The organism is Planctopirus hydrillae, from assembly GCF_001707835.1.
Taxonomy (GTDB): Bacteria; Planctomycetota; Planctomycetia; order Planctomycetales; family Planctomycetaceae; genus Planctopirus; species Planctopirus hydrillae.
The window spans coordinates 158,965-174,990 of record NZ_LYDR01000152.1; the positions used below are offsets into that span (position 1 = coordinate 158,965).

Here is a 16,026-nt window from a genome sequence, read left to right on the forward strand (position 1 = left end):
ACGAAAGTTTCTGGCAGAATCGCCAGCAAATCTCAAAGTTTGACAGAGGAACTCTCCCTTTCGACCCTCGTGTCTGAAAAGCGAATCTGCAAATCTTTGAATTCATCCGCAGGTACAGCCGTCAAGAACAAAACAACGGTTCGAGCACCACGTCCGGTGGCTCCCCAGCGGTTGATTCCTCCACCCCTGGCCTATGTGGATCATCCACTTTTCGCACGCAAAAAGGCCGAAGCTCAACTGGAACAGTTGAAGCCACTCACCATTGACTCGCTGAGTGCCGCACCTGTCTCTCATGCGACGACGGCAGGAGCACTTTTGCCCGCTTTTGCACGGTCTCGTCTACTGGCCCCGGATGAAGAAAATTATCTCTTCTTGTGGATGAACTTCTGCCGGTACCAGGCTGAAGCTGCCCGTAAAAAGCTCGCCAAATCTCCTGCAAGCGATGCCTATTTTGCTCAGTACAATCTCTGGCTGAATAAATCGATCACAGCTCGCAACCAGATTGTTCAGGCCAATCTGCGGCTTGTCGTGGCTCTGGCTCGTAAATGCTGTGGATCGATTGAACAGCTTGCCGAGCTGGTTTCTGAAGGGGTGATGCCTCTCATCCGTTCGGTGGAGCTGTTTGATATTAGTCTGGGAAATCGCTTCAGCACTTATGCTACGTGGGCTGTCCGCAATCAGATGCATCGCCACTTCAAAAAGGTGCAGACCTGGAACGAACACACGACGGCTTACATCCATGAAGCACTTGAGCAGTTCGAAGACTTCCGCAGTCCTGCAGAAACGCAGCCTGGAGAGTCTCAAGAGGCGTGCCAGCGCGAACTGACATCACTTCTGGAAACATTGTCGGAGCGCGAGCGAGCCGTCATTGCTGCCCGGTTTGGTCTCGATGGCCAGCCTCGCGGCCAGTCACTCTCCGAGATCTCCGGGCGAATTGGTCTGAGCAAAGAACGCGTCAGGCAGATCGTGCTTAAGGCTCTCGATAAGTTGAAACTTTACGCCGAGCAGAAGCCAGTGCTTGTGGAACTGTTTCAGGCCTGAGTGATTTCTGTACACGGAATGTCTTACGCGTTCCATGAATTGAGATTGCTCCTTGTCCCATGCTTGCAGCTATGGGCAAGCATGTCTTCACAACCAATCATGCCCTGTTATTGTCCGTGAAACTTCTTTCAACGAGAATCTGCCTCCCGGGGAAACCACCATTGCTTTGGATTCCCGGGAGGTAACTTTTTGCCTTTTTCCTATCTTGCCTTCTTACCTAGCTACCTTTTCGCCCCTCGCTTGATGTCGCAGCGCCATGCAGCAGCAGGATCGGGCAGAACTTGCTCTATCCCGAAATTGATGTCGCTGCTATACCACGTCATCCCGCCGCCTCTACCTCCCTGTTGACGTTCTGTCAAACTGAGTATTCCCGTCAATTACCGCTGAATTCGGAGACCGACCGATGTTCGCCCAGTGCCAACGTCGAGAATCTGCCATTGTCTGGCCATCCCGTTTTGTGGTTGCCATCACCATGCTGATCCATGGTCTGAGCAGCGTCACCAGTTCCATGGCGCAGACCGATGCCTTGACCATTCGCCCGGCACAACCAGCACATTCCCAAAGTTTGTCTGCCGTGCAGGAGCCCGTCGTTTTGAATCCCGTCGTTCCCCTCGAAAGAGAGGTGGAACAGCGTTTACGAGAAGTCGCCAAAGCCTCGATTGGTCGCACCTCGTGGAACAAAACCGAGCTGGAGCGAATTCGCTGGTCAACGAGCGAACCACTCCCCGGACATGTGGTCGATCTCCTCGAAAAACTTTCGGGCGAAATCCGCTTTGAAGAACTCCATCAACTCTGCCAGTGGCGAATGGATGACCAGCGGTCTCTGGTCGGCATCCCCCGGGATGAAGATCTTCGCCTGTTTGTCCGCCAGATTGAAGTTGCCCCCTGGTCGAAAGAACAATCGTTCCCCAAAGTGGTGCTGCACACGCGAACTCGCTCGGGCCCGACACTGCTCACACTGGTTCCCCCATCAAAACCAGCAGCATCGCTGCCTCCCCAGAATCGAGTCACTCCCGCTGGTGGTACGATCTCGAACGATCACCAGACGCTCATGCCCGCGGGCTATGTCGTCGAGCAGGCGTTATCCACTGAGCCTCGCAAGAGCCCCTGAAGTTCTCTCGGCTCTCAGGCCCGACTCTCTCCAAGAGGAAACCGCCTCTCAAGAACCCTCGCCCGCGTCTTCGCGAGAGAGGCAGGGAGAAGATTTTCAATCGATGTGCAATAGTCACCTGGGCTACCAGAGGTGCGTTAAGTGTCTCCCGGTAACCAAAGATCCAGAGCAACCTGCGATGAAGATACTGGTGGATTGTTCGCCGAATACGGGCGAGTTCCCCTCATCCCAACCTTCTCCCGTCGGAACGGGAGAAGGAGTAAGAAACCCTCGCCCGCGTCTGTGTGGGAGAGGGTGGCCGGAGGCCGGGTGAGGGTCTTGCCGATGGATGTGTATCAGTCACTGAGGCACTCGCGGGAGCGCCGATTGTTTGTCAGATAGCGATGACGAAAAGCATCTTGCGATGAGGTTGGTCGTGGACAGATCCCCAAATACGTTCGGAATCGCCCTCATCCCAACCTTCTCCCATCGGAACGGGAGAAGGAGTAAGAAACCCACGCTTTCCTCATGTCGGAAGACGGCCGGGCGAGGGGCTTTTCCCCTTCCACAGGTCATCCGTCGCGTCAGATCTTCAAGGTCAGGCCTAACGATTCCGAGTCATTCTTTGTATGATTCGGGCTTTTGAACCTGCTTGAACATTCTGGCCAATCCACGGGTATGACCATGCGCTCCGCGACCGCTTCTCTCCAGCACTTGCCGACCGACAATCTGCGAACCCGCCTGGCCCTGCTGCTCTTCATATTGGTCATTTGCCTATGGGGCATTTGCGGCTGTGCTCAAAACTCAGCACCTGTAAAGTCTGAGACCACTCAGTCTGCAGAAACTCTCCCCACAGCGACTCCGGCTCCACAGTTGCCCGCACCGGTCATTGAACTGGAACCTGACGAGCAGCGGCTCGCCTTAGCCGACTTTCTGACTTTCCCCGAGACCAGTGGCGACAACGCGGCGAGTGGCTGGTCCGAAGACGGGCCCATCATTCGCGGCACTGGCACTCCCAAAGGTTACCTTTACACGCAAAAGACCTTTGAAAATTTCCGTCTGCGCTATGATCTGCGATTTCCTGCCGCTTTGTTGTCATCCGCCTCACCACTCAAAGAAAACACAGGCGTTCTCGTCTATATCACGGGCGATCAAAAGGTCTGGCCCCTTTCGATGGAAGTCCAGGGAAAGTACGTCGATCTGGGCACCGTCAAAGAAAATGGCGGTGCTGCCAAAGCGACACAAACCTTCGACAAAGAACTGCAGCAGAAAGTGATTCGACCAGCCCATGAGTGGAATTCGCTGGAGGTTATCTCTCAAGGCGGCGCTCTCACGGTGCTGCTCAATGGCGAAAAGATCACCACGTCCGAGCCCAATTTTCTCAGCAGTGGGCCTATCGGCTTGCAGGCGGAAGGTTTTCCTGTCGAATTCGCCAATCTCCGCATTCTCGTGTTGCCATAATCCGGCATCTCGCGTGCGGAATTGTGGATCTTTACGAACTCTAAGACCTTTTGCGGTAATTGTCGGCATCGATCCGATAAAAGGTGTAGTCCACCAGGATGCCGCTCAATTCTTTAGGGGCTTCATGGGAGAAGACGGCTCCCACTTTTTCCGTTGCCTTGCGTGAACGCCAGTTATCGCGACCAATATGGAACCAGACGACCTGGGCCCAGGTGAATGCATGGTCGAGCATCAGTCGCTTCATTTCGCCATTGGTCACACCTCCCCAATGGCTGCGCGACAGAAATGTGAAACCGATCGCCACTTCTCTCGCTTCCAGATTCCATTCATAAAAGCGGGAGGAGCCGATGAGTTTTCCACTCGCCTGGTCAACAACGACATAGGCACTCCCGGAAGCGAGCGCTCCCTCAAAAAATCGCTGTCGAAACGGCTCCCGCTGATAGCGCTGACGATCCGGATGCTGCTCCCAGATCAGTGGATCAGCCGCCGCCTCATACAGCGGCTCAAAATCCTCCGCACAAATCGGCCGCAGCACCACCGTCGGCCCCACCAGCGAACAGGTCATATCGATAGGAAAAGCAAATTGATCTATCAAAATACGTTATCTCAAGAATACTGATAAAAATGTTTGCCTACATAGAAGATTTTCGAATTGCGACATGAAAGTAAATCTGATGTAGAGATCACAGATCATCACTGCTGATCACTTCGTCGAGTCCATCAGCGTCATCATCGTCGTCTTCAAGCCCTTCGTCCTCGGCAACCTCAGCAAAGAAATCCAGGTCGCTGTCTGAAGTTTCTAATGACTGGTAGTATTGCATAGCTTCGGCATCAAGCGTGTATTCCACTCGTCCATGATGCTGTTCAACTAAATCTCGAATGGTCTGTAGATCGACCTTAAAAAATTCTTTTCGAAAATTAACTCGATTGATTCGATGGCGGTGTAACGCACGGTGGAGCGTATGTTCCAGCCGTGGAGCATCTTCTGAGAAAATCATCATATGCACGTCAAACGGGAACGGTACGGAAGCGTCTCCAAGTTCTTTGACTCTGTCATTGGGGTCAAGACGGCGTGTAAGACCAACTTTATAAGTGTCTTTTCCGAAAGAACCGATGTTGGAAATCACGTACACATGCCCAACTCTTGTCATCTCAGCTTGAGCCCTGGCTCTGATCCCGCGAGCTTCCGCATCGGCGAGTTTCGCACGTAAAGCTTGAATCTCAGACGAGTGTTCATTTCCTTGACGTCGAAGAGCTTCTTCAATCGCTCGTTCAATGACCTGCTTTTCAGCGGCCGCACGTTCCATTTCTCTTTTTAAGTCTCTTTCAACTTTCTGCTGCTCTTTAATTTGTTCCTTGATTCGCCTCTGTTCAGCTTTCTCGTGCTCACGACGTATGACCAACTTATATTGGTCTTTGAGTTTGTTCACTTCCTCCTTTTCGCGACTTGGCGAGATTTCATAACCGCACTTTCTGCAAAAAGTAATCGCCTTCAATATTCGAGTCTTGGTCAGTTCGAAGTTTTCGCCAGTGAGTTTCTGTAACCACCATTCAGTGACGTTTTTCAAGTATTCATCGGCGATTCGATCAACAGCGGCAGCGTCCTGCTCAGCCTTAGCGCGAAGTGCTGTAATCTTTTCGCGTTCAATCTCAAACTCTTGATGAACACGGTCAATCGTGTCCTTCCTGGCGAGATCAAGATTTCGCTTCAGTGTATTCAACTCAGTGTGGGCAAGCCTGAGTGCTGCAGAACGTTGATCAAGTAACGTTTCAACTTTTGTGAGATGACGAAAATATTTGTCACATCGACTTCTATGTTCAAATGTAATTGCGAATAGAGCTCCTCCACTTGCCAGCAGGATAAAAGCGAAAAGAACCGCGAGAACTGGCTGAAAAAATATGGCGAACGCACCGACAACTCCTGCCAATATCACGACGGCAGCGGCAGCAAAGATAATGACATCGAACCTTCCCCATGGTTCAGAAATATTTTCTTCCAATAGAGGAGGGGATTGTTGTCCGAAACTGATGAATTGGCCGGTAGCCTCACAGTTTGGGCAGTGGAGTTGCTTCTCTCTAGGAATTTGAGACACAACTAGCCGGCAGTCACATTCTGCACAGTAGCGAACCTCGGATGGTTCCGGTTGTGAGTTGAGCCAATCAATCGTAATGACTTGGCTCCAGTCATTACTGAGCTCCTGATTTCGAACGAAGGCATTTGCCGACAAGCGATTGCTTTTTGAGAGTTGTTCAAGCTGTACGCGAGTGAAGGGACCACCTTTCTTGGTTCCAGCAACGACTTCCCAAAGACTCATTCACTCACTCCAGCTTTGAAGCAAACGTTCACGACAGACCTTAGTGGTAATCTAGGCAGTAGAAGTGCCTGCTGCACGTGAAAAATGGAGCTCAATGTTAATTGTCAGCCAATCCAAGGGCATCATATGAACCGAGAGCAACACGAAATGCCTTACTTCAATACAAAGGCAAGTATTTCGACAGCTTGAATTCCGATAACTCGATTCGATCAAGGATTGTTCAGCGCGTCACAATTGAAAAAACCGAATTGAAAACGACCGGCCACGCGCCAGTACAAAAGAGGGCGTAATTCCACGCAACAATGGTTGGTATCAACGATTCCCTACGGCAAAAAGGGAAACAGTTGCTTTTTCGCTTCTGCTGTGAGGGGGGCTCCGTATTCGCAGGGTTCAAAGGCCTCGATGAACTGAACCTGCCCGGCTTTCTCGGGTCCATAGGTTGCTTCAATCTCTTTGTGGAAACGACTGGCGAGTGGTCCGTTGAATCCCTCGTAAAAATCCTGAGCTGCCTGCCTGATGGCGGCGGCTCCCTCCACTTCGGGTTTGAGCATCGTGTAGGGCAACCATTGACCAAACTGACACGCATGGCACGCGAGCTGATCCAGAATCGATTCAAAAACCGGCGTCACATCGACCACGACGGCTGGCTCAAAGGGTGTCGGTTTCTGGAAGTTATCCGACAGGTACATGATGACCGGATTCTCGCGCAGTGCCGGGACTTCGGGAACGATGTTCGGCACAATCAGCAGGTACGCGGCATCGGCCACCACCTGCGATGTCCCTCGATGATCTGGATGATAATCATTGGGCCGGTGTGTCAGAACCAGATCAGGCTGCTCACGCCGGATCAGCGCAATCATCTTCTGACGCAGTTCCAGCGTGGGGAGAATTTCGCCGTCATTCTGGCCCATGATGATGTAGCCAATTCCCATCAGCCGGGCGACGGCTTCGGCTTCGGCTTTTCGCACTTCGGCGAGTTCCCGGGGCTTCAACCGATGATGTCCCGCATTCCCGCAACTGACCGAAACAAATGTCACCTCATGGCCCGCCTGGCGGTATAATGCACAGATTCCACCCGCCTTGAGTTCACAATCGTCCGGGTGGGCACCAATCACCAGAATGCGGAGGGGTCGATTCACTGGGGAATCCTCATTAAACTGTATTGAAGAAAACGACGCGGAATAAAATCGTAACGAGTTGAAGCGTTACAGTGACGTTACAGATCAGCCAGCCGGGATTGTCTCAAACTGCTCATGAGTTGAAAGCGCCGAACATGTCTTTGCCAGTCATTCAGAATCCGGGCGAGCCTGTGACTCATTTTGCCAATGCGATCGCGGAAGATCCATTGGAGCTCATGGATGAGATTGAGGCACTCAAAAAAGAGCGCAACGCCGCCATCCTCTCTCACTTTTACACGGATGGTGATCTGCAGGAGATTGCCGATTTCACCGGCGACAGCCTGAAACTCGCTCGCGATGCCGCTTCAATCACCAATCCGGTGATTGTCTTCTGTGGCGTACACTTTATGGGTGAATCGGCCAAGATTCTCAGCCCCGAAAAAACGGTCCTCATGCCTGATCTTCAAGCGGGATGCTCGCTCGCCGAAAGCTGCCAGCCGGAAGCTCTCGCCCGTTTCCAGAACGAGCTGCGGGCCGCTGGCCGTGATATTCAGACCGTCGCTTACATCAACACGTCGGCTGCTGTCAAAAGCCTTTGCGACTGGATTGTGACCAGTGGCAACGCCCGCGAAATCATCGATCGAGTACCGGCTGACAAAGAAATTCTCTTTGTTCCCGACCAGCATCTGGGCCGCTACTTAAGCGAAGTCACTGGCCGCAAGATGATACTCTGGCCCGGCTCCTGCATGGTGCACGAAGTTTTCAGCATTCAAGACCTTCTGCGTGCCAAACGGAACAATCCGCAGGCCATTATCATGGCTCATCCGGAATGCCCGCGTAACGTGCTTGAGCATGCGGATGTCATTGGTGGGACCGAGAAGATGCGCCGGCATGTCGCTGCGATTGCCGAGCCGACGACATTCCTGGTTGCGACCGAAGCGAACATGATTCATCCACTGCAGAAGATCGCCCCGCAGCACACGTTCATCCCCGTCCCCGGCATCATGACCAGTACGGGCGAAACCTGTGCCTGCAATCGCTGCCCCCACATGGCGCGAAACACACTGCAGAAAGTGCGTGATGCACTGCGGGATATGCAGCCAGAAATTGTCTGGCAGCCATTTTTCGCCAATGCCCAGGAAGTGTTACGCCGCAGCCTTTTAGAGCCCGCCAAACCCTGATTTCTTGGTAGGGTGCATGAAGTTCCGACGAAATGCACCACTTTAGCCCAGGGCAGGCTCCTGTCTGCCAATCACGTCTCAACTCCCGGGTAACCCACTGCATGCGGCTGTCGATTCTCATTCCCGTCTACAACGAATCCGAAAGTCTCGCGGAACTTCATCGCGAGCTTTCTGTCGTTCTCGACGGGCAACCCTCTGGCAGCGAAATTCTCTTTATCGATGACGGTTCGCGGGATGCTTCGTGGGCCACCATTCGCGATCTCTCCCGGCAAGATACTCGCGTGCGGGGCATTCGCTTCCGTCGAAATTTTGGTAAAGCCGCCGCTCTGAGTGCGGGCATGCATGCCGCCCGTGGCGAACTGATGATGATGCTCGATGCCGATCTTCAAGACGATCCTGCGGGAATCCCGCATTTTCTCGAAACTCTGGGAGACGACTGGGATGTCGTTAACGGCTGGAAGATCCGGCGGCTGGACCCGTGGCATAAGGTCTACCCTTCATGGGTCTTCAATGCGATGGTCAGCCGCTTGACGGGCCTTCGTCTGCACGATCATAACTGCGGCATCAAACTCTTCCGCGCCGAAGTCGCCCGCGAAATCCGACTCTATGGCGAACTGCATCGATTTATTCCGGTCCTCGCTCACATGCGCGGCTTCAAAGTGACGGAAATCGAAGTCCATCACCGCTCGAGGCAGCATGGCCATTCGAAGTATGGGTTTCGCCGCTTCACACGCGGTTTTCTCGATCTGCTGACAGTTTCCTTTCTGTCGTTCTATCGCCAACGCCCCCAGCATCTTCTGGGAGCCACGGGATTAATGCTTTTCGGCGTCGGGGCTGCCGGCCTTTGCTGGCTTGCCATGGAATGGTTTCTGATGAACATTCTGCAAACCTGGCCCGCAACGCCCATTGGGGGGAGACCACTTCTGGCCTACTCGCTGGCCTTCGCTGTCCTGGGTGCCCAGGCGATGACACTCGGGTTTCTTGCCGAACTGATTGTCCATTTCAACAGCCGTGAAAGCGACGGCTACAGCGTGGCTGAACGAATTGAGCATACGTCCTAAGCCCTTTGACACATAGTTCATCAAATTCTGCTTGCCATCGTTATTCAGGCAGCCAATAACAGCCTTTTGTGATCCTTTCAAAGATTCTGGGAACTCTCGGGAGTCGTTCGACATCTACTTTGGGAATGATCGACACGGAAAATCCGTGGTGAAAGGCTTCGTCTGCCCGACACGTAAGCATTGATTCTCAATTCCGATTTCCAATCAACTCCTTTCTGCTCGATTCCACTGCCAGTGTGTTCTTTCTTCAAAAGTTTTTTGAAAACAGATCAGCGAACAGAAATCAGCAGCCATCCATCAGCCACAGCCCAGTCGACCTCTGTAGAAGAGACTGCTATGAAACATCATGCCATCGTTAAGGTGCTTTGGTCAGGCCAGCGCTGGGCCGCTCTGTGTGTGCTCGTCGCCTGTATCACCTTCATCGCCGATTTAACACTGGGTTGGAGATTCGTTATGGCCGAGAAACAGCCCGGCCCAGCCACAGTTTCACAAACCAAAGAGCTCATCAAACAGGGGAATTTTCTCAAAGCGTTGGAACTCATCGAGCCTCAGCTTTCGAATCCAGAGTCCGATCCAGCACAGATCAGCCTCTGGCTCCCTCAAATGCTGGATTGTCTGCAGCGATTAGGTCGTATCGAGCGAGCCGATGAGCTTCTGGAAAAGGCCATCGCCAATCATGCGAAAAGCTATCAGGTTCTGGCGGCTGCTGGAGAGTCCTATCAGCGACTCCCGTCGAACGGGCAGATGATTGCGAACGAGTTCATTCGCGGGAATGGTGATGGCCGTGGCAAGACGGTCTGGACAGATGACCGTGACCGGGTGCGGGCACTGCAACTGCTCAACCAGGCCTGGCAACTGGCCCCCGAAAATCCGCCTAAAGTACGCGTCGATATTCTCCAGCAGATGGTTAATGCCCTGACTGCCAATCGCAGCGATCAGCAGGCGTGGCAATTGCAGACACTTACCAATCTCGATCTCCTGCCCGAATTTGAAGAAGTTCCCATCTGGTTTCGAGGTGGGGAATCGTCAGATGCTCCTGTCACTCCCCATGGCCAGCCACTGTACTACTCGATTCCGGAAAGCTGGGCGGCAGCGAAGTCCGATGGTGAGCGTTACCGCTGGCTATTAGCTGAACAGAAAAAGATCCTCCCCAGTGAAGGCCCTCGCGTCGATCTGGAGTTTGCACAATTTGCTCAGTCACAATTCGGCGTGCAGACTCTCAGTTCACGTGGCTGGTTCCGCCTCCCCGATCCCACTGAAGAAGGCCAGACTGGTGCGATACTTTCGCTCGAAACGTTAGCTCCCAATGAAACGGTCGCACGCCTGGCCAATGGCATCCGTCGATTCCAGCTTCGCGACGACTACGCTTTTCTCACGACCTACGAGACGCTGGCCGATGGGAAAAACACAGGTATCGCCCGGACAGCCCGCGAGTTACTGGCCATTACCTATGAGAATCGCAGGCAGTATCCTCAGGCCGCTGCCGAGTGGCGGGAACTCCTCAAACAGGATCCCAAATCGCCGAACGCCAAGAGTCATCTGGAACAGATCGTCAACAACTGGCTCGCCCTCGAACCTGCCCGTTCTCAGATTTCAGGGACCAGCGCCAAGCTCAGCGTTCGCTACCGCAATGGCAAAAACATCTCCTTTGTTGCCGAGCCCATTCGGGTTGCTGAACTCTTTCGGGAGGCTCAGAGCGTTCTCAAAACCAATCCGCGAAATGTCGACTGGTCAGCGTTGAATCCTGACCAGATTGGTTACTCGATTGTGACCGGCGACCAGAAAAAATTTGTGGGTCCTTCAGTTGCCCGATGGTCACAGGTTGTCGTCCCTCGCCCCGAGCATCGCGACAGCCTCGTCGAGGTTGATGTTCCCAAGCTCCCGGCCGGCGCTTACCTGATCACGGTCACCATGGAAGGTGGCAATCAGGATCAGATCATTCTGTGGCTGAACGATCTCGCTCTGGTACGCAAAGCTCAAGATGCCGGCCCGCTCTATTTCGTTGCCAATGCATCCACCGGTGCCCCTGTCGCTGATGCCTCTCTTGAATTGTTCGGCTGGAAGCAACAGTGGGACGAAAAGGGCCGCCGTGCGAACGTGCAGACGAAAACAATCACTGGCAAGTCGAACGCCCAGGGAATTGCCAGCTTTCCTCGCGATGAAATGCAGGATTACCAGTGGTTTGTCAGCACCAGAACACCCGCGGGACAATCGGCTCAACTCGGCCTGCAAGGTTACTGGTATGGCCAGCGCAGCATGGAGCAGGAAGAACGGAAGAGGTCTTACGTTGTTACGGATCGACCGGTCTATCGTCCATCACAAACGGTGCACCTCAAGATCTGGCAGCAGTTAGCAACTTATGCCGAGGTTCGGGCCGCAGTCACACCTGAAGGTCAGCCACTGACGATCCGTCTGCGCAAGCCTCAAGGTGAAGTCGTTCTTGAAAAACAACTGGCGATGGATCGATTTGGCGGCGTGGAATTCGATTACGAACTCCCCTCGGATGCCGCACTGGGCGAATATGCAGTCGAAGTTGAAAATTCGGATTGGGGCCGCTTCCGTGTGGAAGAATATAAGAAGCCTGAATTCGAAGTTCTCGTCGATGGCCCTGAAACTCCCACTCGTCTCGGGCAGAAGTTCAAAGCCAAAATTACTGCCAAGTATTACTTTGGGTCACCCGTTTCGCAGGGAACTGTCAGCTACAAGATTGAACGTCAGGCCTCGGAAGATCGCTTCTTTCCGATTACTCCCTGGGATTGGCTTTATGGACGCGGTGCGTGGTGGTTCGCGACCGATGCCACCTGGTACCCCGGTTTTGAACGGTGGGGTTGCTTAGGCCCAGTTCGCGGCTGGTGGCCGCGCCAGGTCGAAGCACCAGAACTCGTCGCTTCTGGCGAAGCGCCCCTCTCAGCCGATGGGACGTATGAAATCGAGATTGATACCGCCATTGCCAAAGAACTTTTTGGCAAGACGGATCACAAATACACCATTCAGGCCGAAGTGACTGATGGCTCACGGCGCATGGTCTCTGGAAATGGTTCTGTGCTTGTGACCAGACAACCTTTGCAGGTGACTGTCTGGGTTGATCGCGGCTATTTTCAAGCTGGCGATACTGTTCAGGCCACGGCCATGATCACACAACCGGGAGGCGTTCCCTTTGCTGGTGAAGGTCAGTTCACACTCTACTCAGTGCGCTATGCCGAAGATGGCACTCCGCAGGAAACAAAGGTCGATCAATGGGCCTCCAAGCGTGGCGAGGATGGTCTGGCGAAGCAGTCGTTTGTCGCTGCGAAAGCTGGTCAGTATCGACTGGCCTACCTCGCACAGATTCCCAGCGCGACGGACAAAGCCCAAATGGAAACGGTCGAAGGGGCCTATCTTTTCACTGTCCGTGGGGAAGATGTTGCTCCTGGTGGTTTCCGCTTCAGCGATCTCGAACTCACGACCGATCGCAGAGAGTACGCACCCGGCGAGACTGTGCAGTTGATGGTCTCCACAAATCAGCCCAACTCCACGGTCCTCGTCTTCCTGCGTTCCTCGAATGGCGTGGGCGGAAAAGTGGAAGTTAAGCAACTGGTGGGTCAGACCATGCTGATCCCGATACCGCTCGATGCCGCCGATCGCCCCAACATTTTCGTCGAAGCGATCACGGTCTCTGCAGGTGTTGTTCACTCGGCTGTGCGGGAAATTTTCGTCCCACCCGCTGGAAAACTTCTCGACGTTTCAATCACTCCCTCACAGGTCGAGTATCTGCCAGGAAGTGAAGCTCAAGCGACGCTTGAAATCAAAGATAAACTGGGTCAGCCATTTGTGGGTCAACTCGCACTCTCGGTCTACGACCGCAGCATTGATGCAATTGCCGGTGGCCCACTCTCAGGCGACATTCGCGAATTCTTCTGGAGTTGGAAGCGTACTCACACTCCTCAGAACGAAAACAATCTTTCGCGCACGTCGTTCCCTGCCCGCAAGCCCTATCAGGTCGTCCTGCAACCGATCGGCATCTTTGGCAACATGGATGTCGATGACAAAGTCTTGAGAAAGGGTTTTGGCGGTGGTCTGGGCGCTCGTCGTGGTGCTGCCGATGGAAATGAAAGACTGTTTTCTGCGATGGCTGGTGGAGGTGGTGGTGCGCCCGGTGCCCCGATGGCTGCTGCTATGGCCGCCCCCATGGCGAAATCTCAAGTCGCTGAAAGTATTGCCGATTCCGTCGCACTCGATATTAATGAAGCCAATGCCGCCCCGGTTACTATTCGCCAGGAGTTCGCCGATACCGCCTTCTGGAATGGTTCGATCATCACCGACGAATCGGGCCGCGCTGTCGTCAAGTTTAAGATGCCGGAGAACATCACCGGTTGGAAGCTCCGCACCTGGGCCATGGGGCCACAGGCTCAAGTTGGCGAAGCGACTTCGCAGGTCGTGACTCGCAAGAACCTGATTGTCCGCCTGCAGGCACCTCGATTCTTCGTTGAAAAAGATGAAGTGGTGCTCTCGGCCAACGTTCGCAACGAATTCGCAGAGGCTCTTGCGGCGCAGGTCAGCATTGAGTTCGAGGGTGATACCCTCAAGTTGCTCACACCTGCGGTTGCAGATGTCGTAATCGATGGTCAAGCCGAAGTCCGTGTTGATTGGCGGGTCAAAGTCGTTCGCGAAGGGACAGCCACCATCCGCATGATGGCTCGATCAACCAGAGAATCCGATGCGACTCAGATGAAATTCCCGGTCTACGTCCATGGTGCCCCCAGGCAGGAACCATTCGCCGGGACACTCAAGCCCGGGGTTGATTCACTGGCTGTCGAGTTCAAATTGCCAGCCGAGCGCCGGCCCGAAACGGCTGTTCTCGATGTTCGTTACTCGCCCACTCTGGCAGGTGCGATTGTCGACGCGCTCCCTTATCTTGTCGAGTTTCCTTATGGCTGTACTGAGCAGACACTCAACCGGTTTCTGCCCACGCTCGCCACGCAGCGATTACTGCTGTCGATGAATCTGTCTCTCGAGGAGATTGCGGCCAAACGCAGCCAGCTCAATCCTCAGGAAGCTGCCGGGCCGGATGAACGAGCCGTTCGCTGGAAGCGCTTTGACCGCGAGCCCGTCTTCAACAAAGCCGAAGTGGCCAAAATGAGCCGGGAAGGGTTGGAGACACTGGTCGAGATGCAACTTTCCGATGGCGGCTGGGGCTGGTTCAGTGGCTTTGGTGAACGTTCGTGGCCACACACCACCGCTGTCGTGGTGCATGGATTGCTCCTCGCCAAAGACAACGAAGCTCCTGTCAACGAAGAATCATTAGCCCGTGGCATTGCCTGGTTGCAGAGCTATCAGGCAGGAGAACTCCGCCGGTTGAAACTTCCCCAGGAAGCGCGTGAGCATAAAGCGAAGGCCGATGATACCGATGCACTGGTCTACTCGATTTTGAGTGAAACCGGGCAGTTCTCAGCGGAAATGCGGGAGTTTCTCTACCGCGATCGAGTCGATCTGTCGGTCTATTCCATGAGTCTGTTTGCTCTGGCACTGCATGCCGAAGGTCGGGCCGAACAACTGGCCATGCTGCAGGAAAACATCGGTCAGTTCGTTGTTCAGGATGCGTCGAACGAGACAGCGTTTCTTAGACTTCCCGCTGGCAGTCGCTGGTGGCTCTGGCATGGGAGCGATATCGAAGCGATGGCCACATATCTCAAACTCCTCGTACGCACCAATCCCCAAAGCGAGGTCGCTCCCCGGCTGGTCAAGTACCTGCTCAACAATCGGCGGCATGCCACCTACTGGAACAGCACGCGAGATACAGCACTCGTTGTTGAAGCTTTTGTCGAATATCTCAAAGCGACGGGTGAACTCAATCCTCAGATGACTGTCGAAGTCTGGCTGGATGGCAAGCTGCGCCAGGAAGTCGCTCTCTCCAAAGAGAACCTTTTCACAGCCCAGACGCGCCTGCTGGTCACTGGTGACGAGTTAACCACAGGGGCTCATCGCGTCGAATTCCGCCGCAAAGGGGAGGGGCCGGTCTATTTCAATGTCGATGTCAGTTATTTCTCTCTGGAAGATCCCATTCCAGCGGTGGGATTAGAAGTCAAAGTCGATCGCAAGTTCTATCGGCTCGATCCGATTGTGAAAGACGGAGTCCGTCCCACACAAACCGGTGCTGCACAATCAGTCGATGAGGCCGGCTTCAAGAAGACTCCCCTGGCCAGTCTCGATGAACTGAAAAGTGGTGATCTTCTCGAAGTCGAATTGATCATCGAAACCAAGAACGATTACGAGTATCTGCTCTTTGAAGATCTCAAAGCCGCTGGAAGTGAAGCGGTCGATCTGCGCAGTGGCTATACAGGCAATGAACTGGGGGCATTTGTCGAATTCCGCGATGAACGCGTCGCCTTTTTCGTCCGCTTGTTGCCACGTGGCAGGCACCAGGTCAGCTATCGTCTGAGAGCGGAAATCCCGGGACAATTCAGTGCCTTGCCTGCTCGCGGACACGCCATGTACGCCCCCGAACTTCGCGGCAACTCCGATGAGTTCAAATTGCGGATTGTCGATTAAAGGCCGTTCATTCTCTGGCCATTCCTATCGACTGGTCGGTCTTCTCAGATTGATAACGACGAGGCAGGTTGGAGACACCCAGGTGGCGATTTCAGATCGTCACCTGGGTGTTTTTTCGTCCTTCGCGTTGGCTTTCTCGGCTCCTCCACCGGATTCATACCTGCCAGTCAATTGCAAACTGGTTGCAAATAGAAAGCGTGTGCGGTAAAAGTCTGGTGTTCAATATCGCTC

The 16,026-nt window shown here is 53.8% G+C and carries 9 protein-coding genes; 6 read left to right on the forward strand and 3 right to left on the reverse strand.

Annotated elements, in window-relative coordinates:
• The first annotated feature begins 96 nt into the window (after positions 1 to 96).
• The 3 genes from A6X21_RS19680 (at position 97) to A6X21_RS19690 (ending at position 3,592) form a co-directional block, all read left to right on the forward strand.
• Positions 97 to 1,041, forward strand: a complete 945-nt coding sequence (locus A6X21_RS19680; protein ID WP_165603877.1) for a sigma-70 family RNA polymerase sigma factor — start codon at positions 97 to 99, stop codon at positions 1,039 to 1,041.
• A 403-nt stretch (positions 1,042 to 1,444) separates the two neighbouring features.
• Entirely contained in the window at positions 1,445 to 2,152 is a 708-nt protein-coding gene (locus tag A6X21_RS19685) for a hypothetical protein (protein ID WP_068851576.1), read from the forward strand.
• A 663-nt stretch (positions 2,153 to 2,815) separates the two neighbouring features.
• Positions 2,816 to 3,592: a 3-keto-disaccharide hydrolase gene (locus tag A6X21_RS19690; protein WP_165603878.1), complete on the forward strand. Its 777-nt coding sequence runs from the start codon at positions 2,816 to 2,818 to the stop codon at positions 3,590 to 3,592.
• Between the two features lie 40 nt (positions 3,593 to 3,632).
• Here A6X21_RS19690 and A6X21_RS19695 read toward each other — a convergent pair whose 3' ends face one another.
• From A6X21_RS19695 to A6X21_RS19705, 3 genes are all read right to left on the reverse strand, one after another.
• A complete protein-coding gene (locus A6X21_RS19695) occupies positions 3,633 to 4,157 on the reverse strand; it encodes a GNAT family N-acetyltransferase (RefSeq protein WP_068851582.1) in 525 nt (174 codons plus the stop codon).
• 118 nt (positions 4,158 to 4,275) lie between these two features.
• The gene (locus A6X21_RS19700; protein WP_068851585.1) at positions 4,276 to 5,907 is read right to left on the reverse strand and encodes a GIY-YIG nuclease family protein; all 1,632 of its coding nucleotides are present in this window, start codon (positions 5,905 to 5,907) and stop codon (positions 4,276 to 4,278) included.
• Between the two features lie 323 nt (positions 5,908 to 6,230).
• The gene (locus A6X21_RS19705; RefSeq protein ID WP_068851588.1) at positions 6,231 to 7,046 is read right to left on the reverse strand and encodes a PIG-L deacetylase family protein; all 816 of its coding nucleotides are present in this window, start codon (positions 7,044 to 7,046) and stop codon (positions 6,231 to 6,233) included.
• A 134-nt stretch (positions 7,047 to 7,180) separates the two neighbouring features.
• Here A6X21_RS19705 and nadA point away from each other — a divergent pair, with 134 nt between their 5' ends.
• The 3 genes from nadA to A6X21_RS19720 all read left to right on the forward strand — a co-directional run bounded on the left by nadA (position 7,181) and on the right by A6X21_RS19720 (position 15,795).
• Positions 7,181 to 8,206: a quinolinate synthase NadA gene (nadA, locus tag A6X21_RS19710; protein WP_205847504.1), complete on the forward strand. Its 1,026-nt coding sequence runs from the start codon at positions 7,181 to 7,183 to the stop codon at positions 8,204 to 8,206.
• A 101-nt stretch (positions 8,207 to 8,307) separates the two neighbouring features.
• A complete protein-coding gene (locus A6X21_RS19715; protein WP_068851591.1) occupies positions 8,308 to 9,267 on the forward strand; it encodes a glycosyltransferase family 2 protein in 960 nt (319 codons plus the stop codon).
• A gap of 336 nt (positions 9,268 to 9,603) precedes the next feature.
• Complete coding sequence (locus A6X21_RS19720; protein ID WP_068852287.1) at positions 9,604 to 15,795, forward strand: MG2 domain-containing protein; 6,192 nt, start codon at positions 9,604 to 9,606, stop codon at positions 15,793 to 15,795.
• Positions 15,796 to 16,026: the final 231 nt, after the last annotated feature.